Origin of the sequence: Peribacillus deserti (assembly GCF_016909175.1) — a bacterium.
Lineage (GTDB): Bacteria > Bacillota > Bacilli > Bacillales > DSM-1321 > Paraperibacillus > Paraperibacillus deserti.
In genome coordinates, this window is sequence record NZ_JAFBFI010000010.1 from 44,716 (window position 1) to 67,787 (window position 23,072).

At 42.2% G+C, this 23,072-nt stretch carries 22 protein-coding genes; 19 read left to right on the forward strand and 3 right to left on the reverse strand.

What is annotated here, in order from left to right; genetic code table 11:
• Positions 1-154: 154 nt before the first annotated feature.
• On the forward strand, positions 155-370 hold the full coding sequence (locus JOC77_RS11935; protein WP_204543562.1) for a hypothetical protein: 216 nt from the start codon (positions 155-157) through the stop codon (positions 368-370).
• Positions 371-628: 258 nt separating this feature from the next.
• On the opposite strand, the gene JOC77_RS11940 is transcribed toward JOC77_RS11935, so the two are convergent.
• Positions 629-1,081 (reverse strand): hypothetical protein, encoded by a 453-nt coding sequence (locus tag JOC77_RS11940; RefSeq protein ID WP_204543564.1) that lies wholly within the window; start codon positions 1,079-1,081, stop codon positions 629-631.
• 144 nt (positions 1,082-1,225) lie between these two features.
• Between JOC77_RS11940 and JOC77_RS11945 the strand changes: the two genes are divergently transcribed.
• From JOC77_RS11945 to JOC77_RS11965, 5 genes are all read left to right on the forward strand, one after another.
• Positions 1,226-1,537 (forward strand): hypothetical protein, encoded by a 312-nt coding sequence (locus tag JOC77_RS11945; RefSeq protein ID WP_239558728.1) that lies wholly within the window; start codon positions 1,226-1,228, stop codon positions 1,535-1,537.
• A 12-nt stretch (positions 1,538-1,549) separates the two neighbouring features.
• Positions 1,550-1,873 carry a hypothetical protein gene (locus JOC77_RS11950; RefSeq protein WP_204543566.1) on the forward strand — a complete coding sequence of 108 codons (324 nt, stop codon included), beginning with the start codon at positions 1,550-1,552 and terminating at the stop codon, positions 1,871-1,873.
• 18 nt (positions 1,874-1,891) lie between these two features.
• Positions 1,892-5,518 carry a cupredoxin domain-containing protein gene (locus JOC77_RS11955; protein ID WP_204543567.1) on the forward strand — a complete coding sequence of 1,209 codons (3,627 nt, stop codon included), beginning with the start codon at positions 1,892-1,894 and terminating at the stop codon, positions 5,516-5,518.
• Positions 5,519-5,591: 73 nt separating this feature from the next.
• Positions 5,592-6,008, forward strand: a complete 417-nt coding sequence (locus tag JOC77_RS11960; protein ID WP_204543569.1) for a hypothetical protein — start codon at positions 5,592-5,594, stop codon at positions 6,006-6,008.
• Complete coding sequence (locus tag JOC77_RS11965) at positions 6,005-6,751, forward strand: hypothetical protein (RefSeq protein WP_204543571.1); 747 nt, start codon at positions 6,005-6,007, stop codon at positions 6,749-6,751. Before JOC77_RS11960 ends, JOC77_RS11965 begins: the two co-directional genes overlap by 4 nt.
• A gap of 28 nt (positions 6,752-6,779) precedes the next feature.
• Here JOC77_RS11965 and JOC77_RS11970 read toward each other — a convergent pair whose 3' ends face one another.
• Entirely contained in the window at positions 6,780-7,232 is a 453-nt protein-coding gene (locus JOC77_RS11970; RefSeq protein WP_204543573.1) for a hypothetical protein, read from the reverse strand.
• A 4-nt stretch (positions 7,233-7,236) separates the two neighbouring features.
• Entirely contained in the window at positions 7,237-7,656 is a 420-nt protein-coding gene (locus JOC77_RS11975; protein WP_204543575.1) for a hypothetical protein, read from the reverse strand.
• 115 nt (positions 7,657-7,771) lie between these two features.
• Between JOC77_RS11975 and JOC77_RS11980 the strand changes: the two genes are divergently transcribed.
• From JOC77_RS11980 to JOC77_RS12040, 13 genes are all read left to right on the forward strand, one after another.
• Positions 7,772-8,476, forward strand: coding sequence for a hypothetical protein (locus JOC77_RS11980; protein ID WP_204543577.1), 705 nt, complete (start codon positions 7,772-7,774; stop codon positions 8,474-8,476).
• Between the two features lie 218 nt (positions 8,477-8,694).
• Positions 8,695-9,519, forward strand: a complete 825-nt coding sequence (locus JOC77_RS11985) for a M55 family metallopeptidase (RefSeq protein ID WP_204543579.1) — start codon at positions 8,695-8,697, stop codon at positions 9,517-9,519.
• 13 nt (positions 9,520-9,532) lie between these two features.
• The gene (locus tag JOC77_RS11990; protein ID WP_204543581.1) at positions 9,533-10,462 is read left to right on the forward strand and encodes an ABC transporter permease subunit; all 930 of its coding nucleotides are present in this window, start codon (positions 9,533-9,535) and stop codon (positions 10,460-10,462) included.
• Positions 10,459-11,418 (forward strand): ABC transporter permease, encoded by a 960-nt coding sequence (locus tag JOC77_RS11995; protein ID WP_204543583.1) that lies wholly within the window; start codon positions 10,459-10,461, stop codon positions 11,416-11,418. Before JOC77_RS11990 ends, JOC77_RS11995 begins: the two co-directional genes overlap by 4 nt.
• Positions 11,419-11,422: 4 nt before the next feature.
• A complete protein-coding gene (locus JOC77_RS12000; protein WP_204543585.1) occupies positions 11,423-12,421 on the forward strand; it encodes an ABC transporter ATP-binding protein in 999 nt (332 codons plus the stop codon).
• Between the two features lie 36 nt (positions 12,422-12,457).
• Positions 12,458-14,086, forward strand: coding sequence for a peptide ABC transporter substrate-binding protein (locus JOC77_RS12005; RefSeq protein ID WP_204543587.1), 1,629 nt, complete (start codon positions 12,458-12,460; stop codon positions 14,084-14,086).
• A gap of 143 nt (positions 14,087-14,229) precedes the next feature.
• Positions 14,230-15,150, forward strand: a complete 921-nt coding sequence (locus JOC77_RS12010; RefSeq protein WP_204543589.1) for a S66 peptidase family protein — start codon at positions 14,230-14,232, stop codon at positions 15,148-15,150.
• A gap of 47 nt (positions 15,151-15,197) precedes the next feature.
• Positions 15,198-16,277 carry a mandelate racemase/muconate lactonizing enzyme family protein gene (locus JOC77_RS12015; RefSeq protein ID WP_204543591.1) on the forward strand — a complete coding sequence of 360 codons (1,080 nt, stop codon included), beginning with the start codon at positions 15,198-15,200 and terminating at the stop codon, positions 16,275-16,277.
• A gap of 17 nt (positions 16,278-16,294) precedes the next feature.
• On the forward strand, positions 16,295-17,218 hold the full coding sequence (locus tag JOC77_RS12020; RefSeq protein ID WP_204543593.1) for a C40 family peptidase: 924 nt from the start codon (positions 16,295-16,297) through the stop codon (positions 17,216-17,218).
• A 3-nt stretch (positions 17,219-17,221) separates the two neighbouring features.
• The gene (locus tag JOC77_RS12025; RefSeq protein ID WP_204543601.1) at positions 17,222-18,232 is read left to right on the forward strand and encodes an ABC transporter ATP-binding protein; all 1,011 of its coding nucleotides are present in this window, start codon (positions 17,222-17,224) and stop codon (positions 18,230-18,232) included.
• Between the two features lie 12 nt (positions 18,233-18,244).
• Complete coding sequence (locus JOC77_RS12030) at positions 18,245-19,033, forward strand: serine hydrolase (protein WP_204543603.1); 789 nt, start codon at positions 18,245-18,247, stop codon at positions 19,031-19,033.
• 285 nt (positions 19,034-19,318) lie between these two features.
• Positions 19,319-21,568 (forward strand): phosphodiester glycosidase family protein, encoded by a 2,250-nt coding sequence (locus tag JOC77_RS12035; RefSeq protein ID WP_204543609.1) that lies wholly within the window; start codon positions 19,319-19,321, stop codon positions 21,566-21,568.
• A 176-nt stretch (positions 21,569-21,744) separates the two neighbouring features.
• A complete protein-coding gene (locus JOC77_RS12040) occupies positions 21,745-22,998 on the forward strand; it encodes a M24 family metallopeptidase (protein WP_204543616.1) in 1,254 nt (417 codons plus the stop codon).
• Positions 22,999-23,072 lie beyond the last annotated feature (74 nt).

The window sequence follows — 23,072 nt, forward strand, 5'->3', positions numbered from 1 at the left end:
AAATCTCTTTCCTTTTTATTTTGGAAATTTTTCTTGTATTCCATGAAAAACGGTATATATTTATGAATTTTATATAGAAACAGAAAAATTGTCGTTTCTTAGGCTGTGTTACATTTATTTTATCCCTATAACTAAAAGGCCAGGTGAAATGGTGATGGAATTTAATGAGAGAACAGCATTAAAAATGAGGTTAGAACAATTGTCTCAATATGAAAAGGATGTGTTCGAACAAATCAGACTCGAACGGACAGACATTCTACGGAGGGTAAAAGAGTTAGAAGTGATAGAAAATGAAAGTGCAAATTATCATTTTACTAAGCAGGCTAATAATGGAAAGATTTTTTCAGCTTTAGTTTATCTAAAAAGATAGAATCCATATGGCTCCGAGAAAATCGGGGTCATTTTCTTTTTGAATACGATTCTTTTTGATATGTAAAATAGAACGGGAAAGTACTTAAAGGGAAAGTGTGCGGAGGGGGAACCACCGCTTTTTTCTATTTAATTGTACCTATTCATCACCGAACTTTTTCTAGATAGTCTTTAAGCGCTACAAACTAGGGGACTTTATTTCCGTTCTATATAACTGCCAAAACAGCTGGTTTAAAATAACAGGGGGCAGCCCCTGTTATTAATGTTTTATCACCCTTCTGCGAGACTTGCATATCTTGCAGAAGCAGGCTGCATGATGCTTGAGATTTTTATGGTGCTTGCATTTGCAATGTTTATGGTGCTTACATTCAAGATGGTCATGGCATTTATCCACAAGCATAATTTTTTTAATATTATCGATCGGGATAATTTTAATTAAATCTTCTTTAGGGCAATGCTCTTTATCCTTCTTACATGAACAAAGTTCTACAAAATTAGAACCTACCATAGCCACTTCACCTATAATTACTTCATTTTCCGGCTCGGATAAGAATATTTCAACACATTTGCCAATCATTTGTTTAAGCCGAAAATTAAGCCCCCCTTCCAGCCCGGCCAGCCTAATCAAAAAATCATCGTCACAAAACTTATGATTTACCAGGATGTCAAAACCGATCGAGGAACTCTCATGATGTTTTCTTTTTCTTCCCATTTCACCGCTCCTTTCTATATATCCTTCAATAAATAAGTTATTTTCAGATGTACAGTTTGGTTACCTTTTTCATTGAAATGTGTTCTAATCCATGGAATAAAATTGTAATTATAATTTGAAGAACTTTATAAAAGAGGTGAGGATATGGCACAGAGTGAAAATAATCAAGCTTCTACTATAAGTTCTGGAGCTTTAGAACTTATTAATGAAAACCTTGGTCGAGACATACTTATTGTCGTAAGTGCCGACCAATTAAATATTTTCGGGCAGACATTCCGGCCAATCTTTGTAGGAAAACTTATTCAGGCTGACGAGGGGCATATCACTCTGTGGCCGGTGCAGATAAAGATGTCTAATGCACCAAACTTTGAGTTCCCGACTCCTTTAATGTTTCCTGTTGAAGCAGTAACAGCTATAACCAGTTTTGATAGGGATATTAAATTCCCTATATCTTAGGAGGTGAAGCTATTGTCAAAAGAAAAAACTAGAAGCTTACATGCACGCGGGGGAAGCAGTACAGATCTTCCATCCCCAAGTGAAAGAGCTCATGCCGCTTTTATAGAATTTCTTGAACAAAATATCGGCAAACGGGCTCTCTTCTTAACAGCTGAGTTTCCCTTTCTATACATTGGAGAAATCTTAGAAATAATTGAGGACTATGTACGTGTACTGGTGGATACCACTGAACAGCCAGTCTTCGAAGATAGAAGGTGGATTATCCATATTGATGCGATTCGCGTGCTATATGTAGAAACCGAAGGCTTCCCGGACATTCCGGAATTGAAAGACTGACAGCGAGGTGAGTACACCATGAAGCGGTTTTTTCACATTGTGGCGATTCCCATCCGAATCGTGTATAACAACTTTGGCGACCATGACCCAAACGGCCGTATGTATGTGTTAAAGGAAAATGAAAAAAAAGTAAAAAAGTTAGTCAAAGAGAATCCGTTTACTCCTGTTGAATTAGTGCAGCCTTTGGCTATCCGTGCGAATGCAGGCGATATTATAAAAATTTTATTTGAAAACAAGCTTGAGCACGCTGCAGGCATGCATTTTCAGCAGGTGACTTATGATGTAAGAAAATCAGATGGAACGAATTCCGGCCTTAATCCGGATACCCTGGCAGAGCCGGGATGTACTATAAATTATCATCTTCGGGCGGAAACAGAAGGAATTGCTTATTTTTCTGACTTAGGAAATCCTTTAAGCAGTGAAGAAGGAACAAACATCCACGGCTTGTTTGGAGCCATATTTATACAGCGAAGGGGATCTACATGGACAGATCCAGTCACCGGCGGTTCAATCAACAGCGGAGTTTTCGCTGACATCCATCATCCCTTCTCCCCATCCTTCAGGGAATATGGCTGGTTCTTCAATGACGAGCCCGAACAAAAGGATCTGACTGGAAATGACCCTGTCGACCCTATGACCGGTCAGTCTGCTGAGTCTGTTCATGCGGTCAATTACAGGGCAGAACCTCTGGGAAACAGGGTCAGGCTTATTGAGGCTGGAGTGGTCGGTCCAGGCTGTGATGGGGAAGAAGTCCACCATGATTCCTGGGTATTTGGGGATCCGGCGACACCTATCTTAAGAGGATACGTAGGTGATCCAGCAACGGTCAGGCTTGTGCATGGCGGTGTCAAGGAGACTCATGTTTTTCATTATCATGTCCACCAATGGCTTCAGGAGCCGACTGATGTAGATTCTGAAATTGTGGATGCCCAGGCAATCAGTCCGCAGAATTTCTATAACGTATCTCCTCTATATGGATTGGGAAGCCTTCAGGGAGCAATTGGCGATGTGATTATCCACTGCCATTTATACCCACATTTCATGGACGGGATGTGGGGAATTAACCGAATCTTTGACACTCTTCAGGATGGTTCGCAGTGCTATCCGAACGGTGTACCGATCAAGCCGCTGCAGCCTCTGCCAGACAGACCGGCACCGCCTAGACCTACAAAAGATAAACCTGGATTTCCAAACTTTATTCCAGGAAAAGTGGGCTGCAAAGCACCAAGGCCGCCTCTCGGGATTGTAGGAGGGCGCGGATTGACAGAGCTTGAAAGAAATGCCGCAGTGCCCAATGCCCGTCCTGGAGCAGTTTTTGCTGAGTCATGCCTTGGAAATCCGATCGTCAAAGAATTTAATATTTCAATTATAGAAATGCCCATTCAATATAATAAGCAGGGATGGCACGATCCGAAAGGACGATTCTTTATTAAAGATGAGGATATTGCGGATGTTTTATCAGGAAAAAAAGAGCCGGAACCATTGGTTATTCATACTAATGCAGGCCGCTGCAATAGGATTAATTTAACCAACCGCCTGCCGCAGGTCTTAGACGGCGATGCCTTTCAACTGGCAACAAGGACATATGAAGCGGCTCCTCATGTACACTTTGTTAAATTTGACCCGCTGGTTGCTGACGGTGCTAATGTAGGGTGGAATTATGACAGCAGTGTTCTCCCAGGTGAAACGATTAGGGTAGAGTGGTTTTCCGATGCTGAATTGAAGGCAACTTTTTTCCACGACCATTTATTTGCTAATTCCCATCAGCAGCATGGGGTGTTTGGGGCTGTCGTTATTCATTCCCGGTTCTCACAATTCTTTGATCCGAAAACAGTAGAAGAAACCGACAGAGGCACCCAGGTTACGGTAGATCACCCAATAATACCAAGCCACAGGGATTATACTTTATTTATTCATGACTTTGCCCTTCTGTTCGACAAGGACGGCTGTCCTATAGAACGTCCTCAATTTCCTGGCTCTCTGGATGATCCGGGTGTATTCGGGGTTAATTATAAATGTGAACCGCTGCAGTTCAGGCTTGGTAAAGATTGTGACCCTGCTTATTCCTTCAGTTCCTTTGTGCATGGAGATCCAGTCACTCCTATTTTAAGAGCGTATGAAGGAGACCCGATTCGCATCAGGCTCCTCGATGGCGCTCATGAAGAGTCACACAGCTTCAATCTCCACGGGCTGAGGTGGAAGCAGGAAAGAAGAGACCTTGATTCGCGCTATGTTTCACATCAGCATATCGGTATTTCAGAATCCTTTACAGCTGAAACATTTGTGCCCCGGAGCGGAGATTATCTGTACGCCTATGAAGATGTGGAAGATGTGTTTAATGGATGCTGGGGCATTTTAAGGGCGTATGATCAATTAGTTGATGATTTAATGCCATTAAGTGACAGGCCGCTTCCTCCAAAAAGAACCAGGCCGCTCCCGAAAAAAGGAGATCCAATTCCAAAGCGCATTGTAAAATTAGATCCTGAGTCTCGTGCAATGCGCCTAAGGAAATATGATATCGTCGCCATCCAAACTCCAATCCTGTATAACAAGTTTGGCGATCATGACCCACATGGTATTGTTTTTGCGCTTTCAAAAGATAAGGATGGCATATTATGTGGGAAAGTAAATCCAGAGCCGCTTGTCATCAGGGGGAATTATGGTGATTTAATACAAATAAAACTGACCAATCTGCTCGATCCTAAGCTATTTCATAACCAGAAAGTACATGGTTATCCTGTGATAAAGGCGGACGCTTTTTACCCTACTTCGCCAAGGATATCCATACATCCACAGCTCGTGGATTATGATATAAAACACTCGAGCGGTGACACGGTAGGGTTCAATCCAGATCAAACCGTCGGGCCAGGCGACTCAATTACTTACTTTTGGGAGGTGCCGACCGGTATCGGAGCTTGTAATTTTTGGGATATGGCAGACCTTCGCAACCATAGGCATCATGGTTCCTTTGGAGCTTTTATTGCCGAACCGCGGGGATCTAAGTATTTTGACCCTTATTCAGGAAGCAAGTTAAAATCCGGAGCAAATGCGGTAATTATTAATCCGTTTTTACCAGACTTCCGGGAATTTGTCATCATACTCCATGATGGCATCCGCTTGTTAAATAAGCAGAATCAGCTGATTATCGATCCTGCGGAAGGAATTCTTAACGGATTGGAGGAGCTGTTTGATACGGAAGATCAGGGGTCTAGAGGGTTTAACTATCGAACAGAACGTTTGATTAACCGTTTTGAGAAACATCCGGTTCTTAAAGACTGGGCGGATTCGGAGGTCTTTGGCGACCCTGCTACTCCAGTCTTCGAGGCTTATCCTGGTGATCCGGTTACAGTTAGGTTATTGACCCCGGCCGATAGAAGGAGAACAAACACGTTTGTAATACATGGGCATATCTGGAAGGACGACTGGCAGGATATGAATTCAGAATTCAGGGGAGCGAAAGGGCAAAATATTGCCGGAGAAGCTTTTGATGCACAATTAGCAGGCGGAGCCGGAGGAATCGGCCAGTTTCCCGGGGATTATCTATACCGGTCAGGAAATATCCGCTGGAATTTAGAACTGGGCTTATGGGGGCTTATCAGAGTACATGATCGATTAATGGAACATCTTATACCTTTAGATAATTAAGTACTGAAATAAGGATGGCTCCGGCCATCCTTATTTCATAGAGAGCTTCCTGTTAGTTCTGAGGAGGAGAGGTATGTATACAATTCCTTTTTTTGTGGATTTGCTGCTTATAGGTTGTTATTACACTTTGTTACGCAGGCGGAAAAAGGTGATGGGGCTGTCCTCAGGAATGAATACAGCGATGTTTATGCCGCTCTTTTTCTCGCTTTTTTTCTCCTTTATGCTCATGGAACAATTTCCCTTTAATTATGTGCAGAATGTTTTTCTATCTGTAACAGGAAGTATGTGCATCGGGTGGGTCTTCGGAAGGCTTAAGGATGAACAAACTCTGATTATTGGTATTGCCAACGGGGCAGTGATGGGGATGATGACTCCTATGCTCGCAGGAGTGGTTCTGTATGACAGATGGTTATTTTATATTCTTCAGCTCCTTTTTATCTGCATATTAATTAGTATTGCCTTTGAAAAGAAGAGGAGATGGGAACCTTGAGATTAAATGAATATGCAAAACAATTATGGTCCGAAAGAGAACGCGAAATCCTTAAATCTAATGTTGAATTGGAACTGGATGCAAAAGCAGGAGGAGGATTGACATCAACCTTTGAAGGTTCATATGAAGAAATCAAGGCAGTGCAGAATTTTATGCACTCACAAAATCTTATGAATATCGGGAAAGCATTGCCCCAAAGAAAAAAGGTGCTCTACTTAAAAAATTTCCTCAGCGAAAGAAGGAACCAGCAGGTTGAGATTTTTTACCGCGTATCCAGTGAGGCTGAATGGCTTTCGGGAAGAGTAGTAGTAGTAGGCCGGGATTTTACTGTTCTCGTATCAAAAGGGGACAGATATTGGCTGCCATATTCATCTATTGAATTAGCCCGTATCCCATCAGGTTATCCGGATACCGATTACTCCCATACGAATATTATATATGACAACGATATTAGAAATTCACTGCTGCTTAATTTCGGGAAAACAGTTTCCGAAAAGGAGACTCTTAAACAAATATTCTATGAAGAAACGTTAGCGACCAATTTGCGGACCTGGCAAGGAGTCAGAGTTACAGTCTGGTCTGATGAAAAAGAATTATCAGGAAAAATTCAGGAGACATCCGATTCAGAATTTCTTTCTTTGAAAAAAGCAAAGGAACAATTTCAGATTCCCACTAAATCTATCATTCTAATAAAGACTGCGTCACCTTTGTCCTCTTTCTTACACTATATTTTTGGAAAATAAACATGGGGATACCTCATTGATGGTATCCCTAAACTTTGTAAATATAAATAAATAAACTTGTTAAGAACGCAGTCAGACAAAAGCCGAGAAAAGTAAGGGATAGACTATTAGCAAGGGCTCCGCCTGATGCTGCAAACCCGCAAAGCTCAGATGATACGATCGGCGTAGATATCATAGGACCCATAATTCCGAAATAACTGCTGGTAACCGCACCGATGGAAAAGGTAAAAAAGTTAAATAATGAGCCAATTAAGCCGCCGAGCACTAAACCCAGTACAGCTGATATAAGAATAGAGGCAAAAATATTTACTCCGAGAAAGAAAACAACCATGCCATTTACTATACTGGCGAGAGCAGGCAGGGTGAAAAGCATTGTGAAAATAAAACGCGAGTCCAGTAAATGCCTTTTTGGTTTGTAATACGCATACACTTTCCACGTCAGAGCAAAATTAAGAACAATAAATATGATAAGCCAGTACACACCATTACACCTCCCTTTTTAATGAGGTGGAATAAAGAACAGACAGAAGAAATCCGCTGAAAATCACTTCTAAAAGAAAAAAAAGGACAGATGCCTGGTTGTGATCGATCAGGCCGCCGATCATCGGCCCCATAAACCCTCCCATAATTCCTGAGACAGTTCCAGCATATAAACTTTGAAAATCCAAGGACAGGCCCAGAGTAATTCCTGTAAAGATACCAACCGCTGTTGAAGCGAGCACAGCATGTGTGTAATCAGGCAGAAGCTGGGCCAGAAGGATCCCCGTTAATAAGGTATTCGAAAGACTCGCAGAAATGGTCAACGCCATTGAAAAGTGGTATTGAATATGTCTTTTTTGTTTATATATCAGTACGTATACGGCCATATAACATATTAAATGAATCCCCAAAAACACATATATCATATCCCGCCCCCCAGACATAACTTACGGTATACATATGTTATTCATCATAAAAAGAGACTGAAAAACAACACCCTTTTTCATTTTTGACAATAAGATATGAAAGGAGGTGAACTAGTTGAAAAAAAATAAACGGAGATTTTCCTGCTCGCCTGAAGAAAAAAATCAAATTTTCATTCCGGATTGTGATGCAAAACGGATTCCTTCCCCTAAACTTCCATCCCCGACCACCTGCCTGCCTGATGAGGAGCTCGAAGAATTAGAGCGCAGTATAGATAAAGCCAATGAGATTCTGCTCTCCTTAGGGACACCTGAGGAAGAGGATAGGAACCAGGCCTTTTTTGATTCATTGCGGAGATTCAAGGCGGCCAAAGTTACCATCGATATAACATGTCCGGAACCAATTAAGGTCGAGGGCTGCCTGGAGGCGGCAGGCCGGGATTTTTTACTGCTTAGCTGCAGCACATCCGGTGGATTCAGAATCATTCCATTTGAGCATATTAATAAAATAAAAATCAAGAGTAAACGCCATGTGAAAAATGAACGAGAACTCCTTGATATTGATCCGCGGCTTAGGAGAAAACTCGTTTTAAACTTTGGAGCGACAGTTTCCAGATCCCCTTTCCTAATAAATGAATTCTTCGGCCTTACCCTGCCGATTATGCTGCTATTATTTAGGAAGAAAGTGATTACAGCTATATTGCCAGACGATCAGGTTGAAGGAGTCCTGGCACGCGTGGATAATGAAACAGTCTGCATTGTAAACGGCGAAAAAAGGACGGTTGTTCCTATTCTAAATGCATGCGGGTTCCTAATTGAATAATAGATAACAAGTGGATGGCATTGCCATCCAAATTTATTTTGTCCACAATATATTCCTGTGAATTTTTCAAAGGCACGTTTCGAAATGAATTTCTATTTCAATCTTTCTTGACCTAACAATAAAATAAAACTCCGAAGCCATCCGAATCCTATTGTCAGAATAGAGTTTATATTTTATAATTTTAAGAAAATTAGTATAAATATTCAGGAGGAAGCATCATGAAATTGTACATGTCTGTCGATATGGAAGGCATCACCGGCCTGGTTGATCATACACATGTGGATTCATCAGGGCATAACTATGAGCGGGGCCGTCATATAATGACCGAAGAAACGAATTATATCATTACCTCTGCTTTTGAAACTGGCTGTTCTGAAGTGGTTGTAAATGACAGTCATTCTAAGATGAACAACCTCCTTATTGAGAAACTTCATCCTGAAACTCAATTGATTACAGGAGACGTTAAGCCCTTTTCCATGGTTCAGGGGCTGGATGCAAGTTTTGACGGAGCTATATTTGCCGGTTATCATGCCCGTGCATCCCAAAGAGGGGTAATGTCGCATTCAATGATCTTTGGAGCGCGCAATTTTTACATAAACGATACGGTTGTAGGAGAATTAGGCTTCAATGCATATGTAGCCGGCTATTATGATGTACCGCTTATCATGGTTGCCGGAGATGATGGTGCGGCAAGGGAAGCTGAAGAGCTCATACCGAATATCACAACTGCAGTAGTGAAGGAGACCATCTCACGGTCAGCTGCTAAGTCATTGACCCCCGCAAAAGCAGGACAGCTGTTAACGGAAAAAACAGCAATTGCCCTGCAAAATAGGGATCGCGTTAAACCACTTACACCTCCGGACAGACCGCTTCTTGCTATTGAATTCGCAAATTACGGACAGGCCGAATGGGCTAACTTAATGCCGGGAACAGAAATTATTCCTGGTACAACGACAGTCCGCTTTCAGGCAAAAGATATTCTAGAAGCCTATCAAGCTATGCTTGTCATGACCGAGCTTGCCATGAGAACAACATTTTGTTAGGAAGTGAAGGACAGTGAATTCATACTTCGTTAAACGTCTTATCTCTATGTTGATTACATTGTGGCTCATCATTACACTGACTTTTTTCTTAATGCATGCGATCCCGGGCAGTCCTTTTACATCGGATAAGAACACGAATGAAGCTGTGCAGAATAACTTAAAGTCTTTCTACCATCTGGATGAGCCGCTCTATGTCCAATATGGGGCTTATTTGAAATCACTTCTGACATTAGACTTAGGGCCATCTATTAAACAATCATCTTTTACAGTAAATGATTTAATAGGAAGGGGAATTCCGGTTTCCTTTGAATTGGGGTTTTGGACTCTTCTCGTAGCTGTGGTTTCTGGGATATTGCTTGGAGTAGCTGCGGCTCTCAGGCATAACGGGATTATTGATTATCTGGCTATGACTTTTGCCGTGCTGGGTATTTCTGTCCCGAGTTTTGTTATGGCAACACTATTAATCCAGCAATTCGCAGTTAACTGGCCGATTCTCCCAGTCGCAACATGGGCAAGCCCAAAACATATGATTCTGCCCATTCTCGCACTCGCCACAGGGCCTATGGCCATCATCGCTCGGTTAACCCGCTCGAGCATGATAGAAGTTCTGGCCCAGGATTACATACGTACAGCAAGAGCCAAAGGGCTTTCTCCTGTAAAAATCGTGTTTAAACATGCACTTAGAAATGCACTGATGCCGGTAGTCACTTTATTAGGTGCATTAGCAGCGAGTATTCTGACAGGTACCTTTGTAATCGAAAAAATATTTGCCATTCCTGGGATGGGAAAGTATTTCGTAGAAAGTATAAATCAACGCGACTATCCAGTAATTATGGGAACGACCGTTTTTTACAGTGTTGTGTTAATCATTATGCTTTATTTAGTCGATCTAGCTTACGGGATTATTGATCCACGGATTAAGCTTGGCAAAAAGGAGGGATGACAGTGGCACTTAGGAAACAGCAGGAAACTCATGAAGCAGCTGTGATTCCCGATGAATGGTTCGTCCCGAAAACAAAAAATAAAGGGGAAGAAGAAGCGGTTGTAAGACCCAGTCTTTCTTATTGGAAGGATGCCTGGAGAAGACTGAAAAAAAATAAGCTGGCAATGGCTGGTTTACTATTTTTAGTATTTCTTACAGTTATGGCGGTCATAGGACCCATGATTTCTCCGCATTCTGTAGCGGAGCAGAATTTAAGGAACCAAAATCTTCCGCCATCAGGCGATTATTGGTTCGGCACCGACAAACTGGGAAGGGATATGTTTGTAAGAGTATGGTATGGAGCCCGCATTTCCTTATTTGTTGGCGTTGTAGCCGCTCTTGCAGACTTTATCATCGGTATTATTTACGGCGGTGTTTCCGGCTATAAGGGTGGAAGAACAGATCATATTATGATGAGAATTGTAGAAATTCTTTATGGCCTCCCTTATTTGCTTGTTGTAATCCTGCTAATGGTTGTTATGGGCCCAGGACTGCTGACAATTATTGTTGCTCTTTCTGCCACAGGGTGGATCGGCATGGCCAGGATTGTCAGGGGGCAGGTTCTTCAGATTAAGAATTATGAATATGTACTGGCTTCTAAGACATTTGGTACAAAAACAGCAAGAATTATAAGGAAAAATCTTCTGCCGAATACGATGGGGCCAATTATTGTACAAATCACCCTTACTGTCCCTTCTGCTATATTCGCAGAAGCATTTTTAAGCTTTCTTGGATTAGGCATACAGTCCCCTTACACAAGCTGGGGCATGATGGCAAGTGACGGGCTGTCTTCTATCCTTACGGGACATTGGTGGCGCCTGGTATTTCCTGCATTCTTTATATCAGCAACCATGTTTGCGTTTAACGTAGTAGGTGACGGCCTGCAGGATGCCCTGGACCCTAGGCTGAGGAGGTAACAGTATGAAAAAAGTGCTTCAGGTAAACGACCTTCATGTTTCATTCAGAACATATGGAGGAGAAGTAAAAGCTGTCAGAGGAGTTACTTTTGACTTGAATAAAGGCGAAACCCTGGCCATCGTCGGCGAATCCGGATGCGGGAAAAGTGTGACTTCCCAAAGCATAATGAGGCTGATTCCAAATCCTCCCGGAAGAATTGTCAGCGGTTCTATTCTTTTCAAAGATAAAGACCTTACGAAGGTTTCGGAACCTGAGATGCGGAAAATCCGCGGTGCGGATATTTCGATGATCTTTCAGGATCCAATGACTGCTTTAAACCCGACGATCACAGTGGGTGAGCAGATTATAGAAGGAATCAGGCAGCATAAGAAAGTAACAGCTGCAGAAGCAAAAAACGCTGCTGTGGATATGCTTGATTTAGTAGGGATACCAAGTCCTGAAGCAAGGCTGAAGCAATATCCGCATCAATTCAGCGGCGGCATGAGGCAGCGTATTGTTATTGCCATGGCTTTAGTTTGCCAGCCGGAGGTATTGATTGCTGATGAACCAACCACCGCACTTGATGTAACCATACAGGCCCAGATTCTAGAGCTGTTCAGGGACATACAAGAAAAGACTGGGGTATCCATCATCCTGATCACCCATGATCTAGGAGTGGTAGCTCAGGTAGCAGACCGTATTGCTGTAATGTATGCCGGCAAGATCGTCGAAACGGGCAGCCGCAGGGAAATTTTCTATAATCCCCAGCATCCTTATACAAGAGGGCTGCTCAGGTCAGTGCCGAGGCTTGATATTGAAGGTGCAGATCTTGTCCCGATTGGGGGTTCGCCTCCTGATTTATTTTCTCCGCCTGCCGGCTGTCCCTTTGCAGCTCGCTGTGAATATGCGATGGATGTATGCGACCGGGTGTATCCTTCCGAGACCCGCTTAAGCAGCAATCACCAGGTTGACTGCTGGCTGCAGGATGAGCGGGCCAAAAAATTAATGGCAGCAATGAATTAACATTATAGCAGTTAATAATGAAGAGGGGGAACGTAAATGAAAAAGGTATTAACATTGTTAATGGCAGCGCTATTGATCTTTAGTCTTGCTGCCTGCACGGCGAAAGATAATGCCGGCACTGAGTCGAATGGGTTAAGCGATGAGAAAAAGGGCGATAAAGAAAAGGTACTTAACTTAAATAATGGCACAGAGCCTACTTCATTCGACCCGGCTCAAGGTTTTGACGCAGTATCATGGAATCCTCTAAACAACTTAATGGAAGGTTTAACCCGCCTGGATGATACACATGAGCCAAAAGCAGCGACAGCTGAAAAGTGGGACGTATCAGAGGATGGGAAGGTTTATACATTCCATATCCGCAAGGATGCAAAATGGTCAAACGGCGATGATGTAAAAGCACAGGATTTTGTTTATTCATGGCTTCGTCTAATGGATCCTAAAACAGCATCCCCAGCTGCATTTTTAGCTAACTTTATTGAAGGTGCTGAAAGCTATAACGCTGGCAAAGGAAAAGCTGAAGACGTAAAAATTAAGGCTGTTGATGATAAAACCTTTGAGGTTACTTTAATCAGCCCTCAAGCATACTTTTTAAGTGTTATTTCAAACCCCTGCTTCTTCCCGATCAATGAAAAGGTTGCAGCAGAAAATCCAAAATGGTTCGCTGAAGCAGCTTCTTTTGTAGGAAATGGACCTTTTGCCCTGAAATCATGGGAGCATGACAGCAATTTCGTCATGGAAAAGAACAAAAATTATTGGGATAACAAAACGGTTAAATTAGATAAAGTACATTGGGATATCATTAGTGACACTAATACAGAGTATCAGATGTTCGAAACAAACAAGCTGGATTCATCCAGTGTTCCTCCAGATAATGCAGAACAGCTTCATAAAGAAGGAAAAGTAAAATCCTCCGGTCAGGCAGGCACTTACTTCTTCCGCTTTAATGTAACGAAAGAGCCGTTTACTAACAAAGATATCCGTAAAGCCTTTGCTATGGCTGTCAATCAGCAGGACATCGTGGATTTTGTAACAAAGAATAAGGAAAAGCCAGCATACGGATTCGTAGCATATGGGTTTAAGGATGCTGATGGAAATGACTTCCGTAAAACAAGCGGAGATTTGCTTAAAACAAATATTGAAGAAGCTAAAAAGCTCCTTGCAAAAGGAATGAAAGACGAAGGCTATAGCAAGCTTCCGGAAGTAACATTGCATTACAGCACGAGCGATACACACAAGGCGATCGCTGAAGCGCTTCAGGATATGTATAAAAAGAACCTGGACGTTGATGTAAAGCTGGCAAATATGGAGTCTGCTGTATTCACCGAAGAACAGACTGCATTGAAATTCCAGCTGTCTAGAAGCTCTTTCCTGGCCGACTATAGCGATCCTATCAACTTCCTTGAAAACTTTACGACCGGTCTGGCGATGAACCGCACAGGCTGGAGCAATAAAGAATACGATAAACTGATTAAAGATGCTAAGAACGAAGCGGACGAAAAAAAGCGTTTCGATCTTATGTACAAAGCTGAAAAGCTCTTAATGGAGGAAGCTCCTATCTTCCCTCTTTACTTCTATAACAATTCATATTTACAAAGTGATAAAGTGGAAGGCATCGTCCGACATCCAGTTGGATATATGGAACTGAAATGGGCAGATAAGAAGTAATAAGAGAAAAAAGGGGGGTGTTCGCTTTGAACATCCCTTTTTTATCCATATAAGTTTTGTGGAGGTCAGACTGCTGTTTCCGGAAAACATTCAACCGCAAAAAAAGCTTTAACTTCAATTTAATAGGTAAGGAGAATGTTGATATGACGATGAAGCCTAAACACCTTATTAAAGGCGACACAGTTGGAATCATTGCACCTGCCAGCCCGCCAAACCAGGAAAATCTCCAGCGCTCGCTTGCTTTTTTAAAAGATCTGGGCCTTCATGTGAAATTTGGCAGACATGTTCACAATGAGTATGGATACCTTGCCGGCTCTGACGATGAAAGACTGGAAGACCTTCATAATATGTTTAAAGATAAAGAAGTGAAAGCTGTCATTTGTGCCGGCGGAGGTTATGGCACCGGCCGTATTGCGGCTTCCATAGATTATAAGCTTATAGAGCAGAACCCAAAGATATTCTGGGGATATAGCGATATTACGTTTCTGCACACAGCTATCTACCAGAGAACCGGCCTCGCCACTTTCCATGGTCCTATGCTTGCTTCTGATATTGGCAGGGAGGAAGCAGACGATCTTTCAAAAGCATCCTTTAATCAATTGTTTGAGCCCGCCCCATTTACTTACTCGGAAACAATGTCCTCTCTTGAAACCATAGTGGAGGGGAAAGCAGCGGGAACGATCATTGGCGGTAATCTATCATTGTTAGCAAGTACCATTGGCACCCCGTTTGAAGCAGATACAAAGGATAAAATTTTATTGATTGAAGATATAAATGAAGAACCCCGGGCTGTAGACAGGATGCTGAATCAGCTGCACATGGCAGGCAAGCTTACAGAAGCTGCCGGATTTTTACTGGGTGATTTTAATAATTGTGTTCCACAAAGAGAGCAATCCCTGTCCCTTGAGGAAGTGTTGGACCATTACATCAAGCTTGCAGGAAAGCCTGCTATTAAAGGCTTCTTAATCGGACATTGCTCTCCGCATTATGCGATCCCTCTTGGTGTGACGGCTTCCATGAATACAGGGGAGAAAAAGGTTGTTATTGAAAGCGGTGTTCAATAAATGAATGATGCGCTTTTTTAGAAAATCGGACAAAAGGATGACTCAGTATGAAAATTAAACAGATAGAAACGTTCCGGGCTGCCGTACCGCTTGTCAAACCGTTTAAAACTGCCTTGAGAACGGTCGAAGTAGCACATGCCATTATCGTTAAAATCACCTGTGATAATGGGATTGAAGGGTTCGGGGAAGCACCTCCGACCCTCGTTATTACTGGTGATAGTCTGGAAAGCATCGAATCATCTATTAATCTCATTTTTAAACCATATCTTTTTAATAAAAATCTTTTAAACTATGAAGCTGTTTTTCAGGGGATGCATGGCATTCTTATTGGGAATCCGAGCGCAAAAGCAGCGGTTGATATGGCTCTGTACGATTGCTTATCCAAACATTCCGGAGTTCCTTTATATCAGTATCTGGGAGGATACAAATCAGAGATAGAAACTGATTATACGGTCAGTGTTAACAGTCCTGAAGAAATGGGCGAAGATGCGGGGAAATATGCAGCACAGGGGTTTAATATTCTTAAAGTCAAAGTAGGGAAAGATGCTTCGATTGACCTTGAAAGGATTAAGGAAATAAGAAAGACAGTTGGGACCGGCATAAAAATCCGGCTGGACGCTAATCAGGGATGGTCTCCAAAAGAAGCGGTATCCATTATCCGGAAGATGGAGGATGCAGGACTTGATATTGAACTGGTGGAACAGCCTGTAGCAGCAGCTGATATTCTTGGACTAAAGTTTGTAACTGACTCTGTTGACACGCTGATTATGGCTGATGAGAGTATATTTACGCCAAAGCAGGCTTTTGAGGTGCTGAGAACGAGAAGTGCGGACTTAATAAATATTAAGCTGATGAAGGCGGGGGGAATTTACCAGGCAGAGAAAATAAATGCCTTAGCTGAAATCTGCGGAGTGGAATGTATGGTAGGAAGCATGATTGAAACAAGGCTCGGAATTACGGCTGCAGCCCATTTTGCAGCAAGCAAAAAGAATATTACCCGGTTTGATTTTGATGCCCCTCTGATGCTTGCTGAGGATATAGTGGAAGGCGGCATTCAATATACCGGAAGGAAGATTACGTTTGCACAGGCACCTGGACTGGGCATTACCAATGTTTTAAGGAATTAGGAAGGAGGATTTAAACGATGGAAAATAATAAATGGGTAGTTAATGTTCCTGTAGCAACCGTGTGGACTAACTATAACTCTGCCAGGGCACTGGATAAACTGGCTGTTCAAAATCCGGTTCAAATTCAAGAATGGCTTGAGGGCCTTACATACGAAACAAGTCTTGAGCTTTGCAATAATAATCTTGTACAGACGCAGGCTTTGCTGGGGGAAGAGGTTCTCATAACAGAGGAAAAAGAAGGCTGGTCGCATGTAGTATGTTTATCTCAGCCATCTTCCAAGGACGAACGAGGCTATCCAGGATGGATTCCAACCGTACAGCTTACCAGGAATCAAAATTGGAGCTTAAGTGAGGGACCGGCAGCTGTTATACAAAGCAAAAAAACCCTGCTTACGACTGATAAAGGCGATGACTTGGAAGTTTGCTATCAAACGATATTGCCTCTTATTTCCCAGGAAAATGGAAGGGTGCGCGTGAAAATTCCGGCAGGAAGCGGAGAGCTTAATGAAGGAGATGTAAAGATATATATGTCCCTGTCTTCTATACCAAAAGGAAATGGAAAAGGAATTGTTGAGGCAGGCGAACAGTTTGTCGGACTGCCCTATCTCTGGGGTGGTGTAAGCAGCTTTGGCTATGATTGTTCTGGTTTCAGCTATACAATGTGCAAGGCAAACGGATATATCATTCCAAGAGATGCACACGACCAGCTGAACACTGGTTCAGAAGCAGATTTGAACAATCTTCTGCCAGGAGATTTATTATATTTTGCTTATGAAGAGGGCAGGGGAAGCATCCATCATGTTGGGATCTATTATGGAGATGGAAAGCTTCTTCATTCCCCTAATACAGGTAAGTGTATTGAAATTATACCGCTCGCAGGAACTCTTTATGAGAAAGAACTTTGTGCAGCCAGGCGTTATGGAGCAGAGACGGAGGAATAAATCATGAATCAGCAAGTGCTCTTGGAAGTCAAACATCTTAAGAAGTATTTTCAGTTGGGAAAACAAGAAACATTAAAAGCAGTCGATGATGTGTCCTTCCAAATTTTCAAAGGAGAAACCTTTGGTATTGTGGGAGAGTCAGGCTGCGGGAAATCAACAGCTGGAAGGACGATTATTGGTTTATATGACCGTACAGAGGGCGAAGTCATTTTTGACGGAAAAAATGTCCATACTCTGAAAGAAAAAGAAAAATATGCTTTTTACCGGCAGATGCAAATGATTTTTCAAGATCCGTACGCTTCATTAAATCCTCGGTCTACCGTAATGGAAATCATTTCAGAGCCGATGGAAGTACACGGCTTATACCGCAAAAAACAAGAAAAAGTACAGCGCGTGTATGAACTGCTCGAAGATGTAGGCCTAAATAGGGACCATGCTAATAGATATCCGCATGAATTCAGCGGAGGACAAAGACAGCGGATTGGAATCGCAAGAGCCCTGGCACTGGATCCAAAATTTATCATTGCAGATGAGCCGATTTCCGCGCTGGATGTATCTGTACAAGCGCAGGTTGTAAACTTACTGAAACGCCTGCAAAAAGAAAAAGGCCTCACTTTTCTATTTATTGCCCACGATCTTTCGATGGTTAAACAAATAAGCGACCGGATCGGCGTCATGTACTTAGGCAATTTAGTCGAATTAACAACCAGCAGCCAGCTTTATAAACGTCCGCTTCACCCTTATACTCAGGCTCTTTTATCAGCGAATCCAATTCCAGATCCTGATGTAGAGGATTCACGCGAACGGATCATATTAAAGGGAGAACTGCCAAGCCCGATTAATCCTCCCAGCGGTTGTGTTTTCAGGACCAGGTGCCCTCATGCTATGGAAGTGTGCGGTCAGAAAAAACCTATATGGCAGGAAGAAGATGCTCACCACTTTGTAGCCTGCCATCTATATAACAAAGAAATTATGGCAGGGAAAGACTATTCCCAAACTGCCGCATCTAAATAAGGGGGCAGCAGTATGGTTGTAACTTCTCTTGATAAAATACTGAAGGAACAGCTGAATTTGACAGCTGGAAGAGTCAGTGTGACAGTAGAGATTCACGGCGAAAGATATGAACATAACAGCAAAGAAGTGTTTCTCTCTGCAAGCCTTATAAAACTTCCGATTTTAATTGCAGCTTACCGGGAAAGTGAAAAAGGAAAGTTATTCCTTCATCGTCCCATTAGTGTGCCACACGAGGAGAAAACGGGTGGATCAGGAGTCATTCAGGTTCTTTCAGAAGGGATAACGTATACGATCAAAGATCTATTAACCTTAATGATTATCATTTCAGACAATACGGCCACAAATGTATGCATAGATTTGATTGGCTTAGAGTCTATTAATAGAACAATAAGAGAAATGGGTCTGGAGCAGACGGTTCTTGGACGAAAGATGATGGACTGGGATGCGGTTAAGGAAGGAAAGAATAATTACATTTCAGCGAGCGACATGCTTCTCTGTCTGAAAGCAATAAACCAAGAAGGCTATCTTACAGAAAATAGCCGGAGCGACATATTAAAAATTATGCAATCACAGCAATTTAGTGATAAACTGCCGGCACTTATAGACCGAGAAAACGTAACGGTGGCTAATAAAACGGGAGAATTGCCTGGAGTGGAGCATGATTGTGCTATTATCAGCTTTAAAGAAAAAACGGCGTATGCAGCAGTATTAACGGACGGCCTCAAAAACCAGGAAGAAGGACGGATCGTGATCAGGAATATTGGAAAAGCTGTTTGTGATTATTTAGTAGCAGAAGGTTGATAACCAGAGTGGACCCCTTAAGATAGGCTTAAGGGGTTTTTTTGCATTAAAGAGTAAAGTAAAAAAATCTTCTAAAATATCAGAAGTAATTGCATATATATTACTCAACTTAATGCTTTATGCCGGAGACACATCAAAAAGTTCATCTTAAAGAGTGAAATTAACTATGTAATTAGTCCTGTTTCAAGGATTAAATTGGAAAAACATCGAAGAAACTCTATGATTCTGGTAATATTATCTATAAACATGGTAATAAATTCTTAGAATTAGATAGGGGCAGCAGGTATGACAGACCTTTTCATGAACAAAAGCAAAAAAAGATTCGTTATTTATTCGGCAATATTCCTTTTGATCCTTTCTTTAGTGAGTCTAGGGGCAGGACTGGTTGCTAGTGCTTTCGATTTATCTGCATTTGCCATTTCAAAAAAGAACAGTTACCCAGTGGGACCCGGAGTCCATCATACAAGGTATAGTTTAAAAAGCAAGACGAATATTGAGGCAGTAAACACACTGGAAGTTGACCCCAAAAACCCATATATTAAGCTGGAAGTTACTTCAGCGAAAGGTCAGGTACTGGCACTGGATACGGTTAGAAACCAGGCAAAACAGATTGATAAAACAGGATATAGGGTTATAGCCGGTTTTAACAGTGATTTTTATAAAACGGCAGCACCTTATACGGGCCAGCCTATTGGCGTACAAATTTCTAATAAAGAAATAATTACAGCTCCAACAACCTCAAAAAGCGTTCTTGGTATAACGAGTACAGGTCAGGCAAATATATCTAGCGGGGTAAAAATGACCGCTAAGCTGCAGGTCCCAGGAACAAGCGGGTACAAGCTGTCTGGCATTAACCGTGCTAGAAATAAAGAAACACAGCCAAACAGCATTATATTATTTACCTCAAAATTTAGTACATCGACTAAATCTTCGGGTGACGAGGTTGAGTTTGTATTAAATCCGAAGAAGGATTTTCTTACCGCCAATGAAACTTTGTCTGCGACAGTGGAGGATATTCTATATGACCAGAATTCAAAGATTCCTAAGGGTAAATGGGTTTTATCGGCATCAGGAACACAAGCAGACCAGCTATTTTATAATCTGAATGTCGGGGAAGAAATACAATTTAAAATTAACTTCAGCCATGGACTAGATCAGGCGGTTCAGGCAGTTTCCGGTGGAGATCTCATTGTAAAGGACAAGAAGATCACCCAGGAAGCAGATAAGGATAAGTATGAGAGGCATCCGCGAACATTGGCAGCTGTCAAACAGGGAAAGCTTTACATAACTGCTATTGACGGCCGGCAGCCGGGCTACAGTGATGGCATTACAGTAGCCGAAGGTGCCAGTTACTTAGCAAAGCAAGGCATGGAATCTGCCATGAATATGGATGGAGGGGGTTCGACGACCTATGCAATGCGTTTGCCGGGGGACCAATCTCTTTCTATATTGAACAGACCTTCAGACGGATTTGAGCGGACGGTTTCCAATGGGCTGATGGTGGTCTCAACAGCTCCTGTTTCTGGGATGGCAAAGCTGACATCCACTATAGGAGATTCTATTAAAGTTTTAGCAAAGGCAAAGGTGGCTTTACCTCTGAAAGGGCAGGATAAGTATTATAATGGTGTATCTGTAAATCCAAGAACGATTACATGGACAGCTCAAAGCCAGATTGGCAAAGTTGACGCTTCGGGGTCCTTTACGGCTGGATCAAATGCGGCTAAAGGTAAACTTACCGCAAAGAGCGGAACCGTTACCAAGTCTGTAAGCATAGAGGTTGTAAAAGAGCTGGCGTCTATTTCCCTTACACCAAATACTGCAATTATCAACCCCGGAAGCATAAAAACCTTTAAAGCAAGGGGATATGACAAGCAAGGCAATGAAGTCCAGCTATCTCCAGAATTATTAAAGTGGGAAACTAAAGGAAATATTGGAAAACTGGATTCAAAAGGAACCCTATCGGCCAGCACCAGTATACAGGCAGGGAAAATTGCTGTTTCTTTTGGTAAAGTGAAGACTGAAGCGGTCATCAACGTTGGAAAACCTCCAGTGTTAGTGGAGGATTTTGAAGATATGAATGATTTGTATACTACAGCCGCAAGAGCAGCAAATGTTAAAGCCTCTCTTACCAACCGGCCAAATCCAGTCAAGGAAGGGACTCATGCTGCAGCAATGACGTACGATTTTACCGGAACAGCGGGAACTTCTGCGGCTTATATGAACTTTAAAGGAAAAAGCGGGACTGCAGGCAGGTCTATTGACAGCCGGCCGGCTAAACTTGGAATGTGGGTATATGGAGATTCCAAGAATCATTGGCTTAGAGCGACCTTACAGGATGCGAAAGGAAAATCGTTCACTATAGATTTTACTGGGCCAGGAAAACTTAATTGGCAGGGGTGGAAGTACGTATATGCTCCGGTACCAGCAAATATTACTGGACCTATAAAATTAACACAGATTTATCTAGTAGAAACAAGCAGCACAAACAAAAATAAAGGGACTGTCTATTTCGATACCCTTAAGGCGATATATTAGAACATAATAGGACTGTAAAGACCTCCATCAGGAAAAGAGGTGCCAGTTTAAACTCATATTAAGACAACCGGAAGACAGTCTAAGCCCGCTGACTTTGTCTTAAAACTTGGCAGGCGCAACTCCATTATAAGGTTTGGCGCCTCTTTAAATTTCAATAAATAAGGGAGGGGAAAATTGTGAAAAGCCTTATGAGCAAGAAACAATTAGGAATACTTCCATTAAAGGAAAGGGACCGCCTGACCGATTCATGGCTTTTACATAGGCTGGAGTTTCTTTTGCCCGTAATTATGGAAAAGCATGAGGCCGATATGTGGATTCTGGCAGGGCGGGAATATAATGAAGATCCGCTGCTAGAAACCTTTTATCCTTCTGCCATTGATAGTTCAAGGCGGTTGACTTTAATTGTATTTGTAAAAAATACAGAGAACCAGATTGAACGGCTGGTGATCCACTCAAATTCAAAATTTGAACCATACTACTCTAGAGTATGGGATCATAAAAGGGAAACTCAATGGGAATGCTTAGCGAGGATCATCCTTGAAAAAAAACCAAGGTCTGCTGCACTAAATTATTCAGATATACACGGAGCCTGTGACGGGCTGACACATGCCCTTAATCAAAAAATCTATAACATATTGGAAGGTTCCTCTACAGTCAATGTGATTAGTTCTGAAAAAATGGCAGTCGAGTGGCTGGAAACCAGGACGGCACCTGAGCTTGAAGTCTATCCTCATATCGCTGAAATGACCAGGCTAATTGCAGCAGAGGCTCTGACTACAGCAATTACTCCAGGTGTTTCCGATACAGAATCTGTAGTGGAATGGATCAGACAAAGAGTCTTCGATTTAGGGCTTAACACTTCTTTTTACCCAACTGTAGACCTTCAAAGACAAGGGGAGAATAACAGCCGGATAGAAGCACTCATTCTTCCCGGAGATATTGTTCACTTAGATTTCGGTATACATTATCTTGGACTGGCGACCGATACACAGCTGCTGGCCTATGTGCGGAAAAAAGGTGAGAATTCAGCCCCAAATGGATTAAGAGATGCAATGAAGACGGCTAATCGAATGGAAGATATTATTTCTGGAAATTTTGATGAAGACCAATCAGGCAATGATGTTTTTCAGCGGTCTATTTTGCAGTCTGATAGTGAAGGAATTAAAGCTATGATTTATTCCCATCCGCTTGGATTTCATTGCCATGGAACAGGTCCGTTGATTGGTTTATTTGACCGGCAGGGAGATATACCCGTTCGAGGAGAATATTCCATAAAGAACAACACATGTTATGCAATGGAATTTAATGTATGTCAGTACGTACCGGAATGGGAACAGGAAGTTACTCTTTATATGGAAGAATCCATATCGTTTGCTGCTGGGCGCGTGTTCTATTTAACGAGCAGACAGACTGAATTTTATCTCATTTAATCGTTAGTTTTAATTCCCTCTTTAAAGCAAAGAGGGAATTTTTTTCTTGTTAGAAATTCATTTGTTTGGGGTAA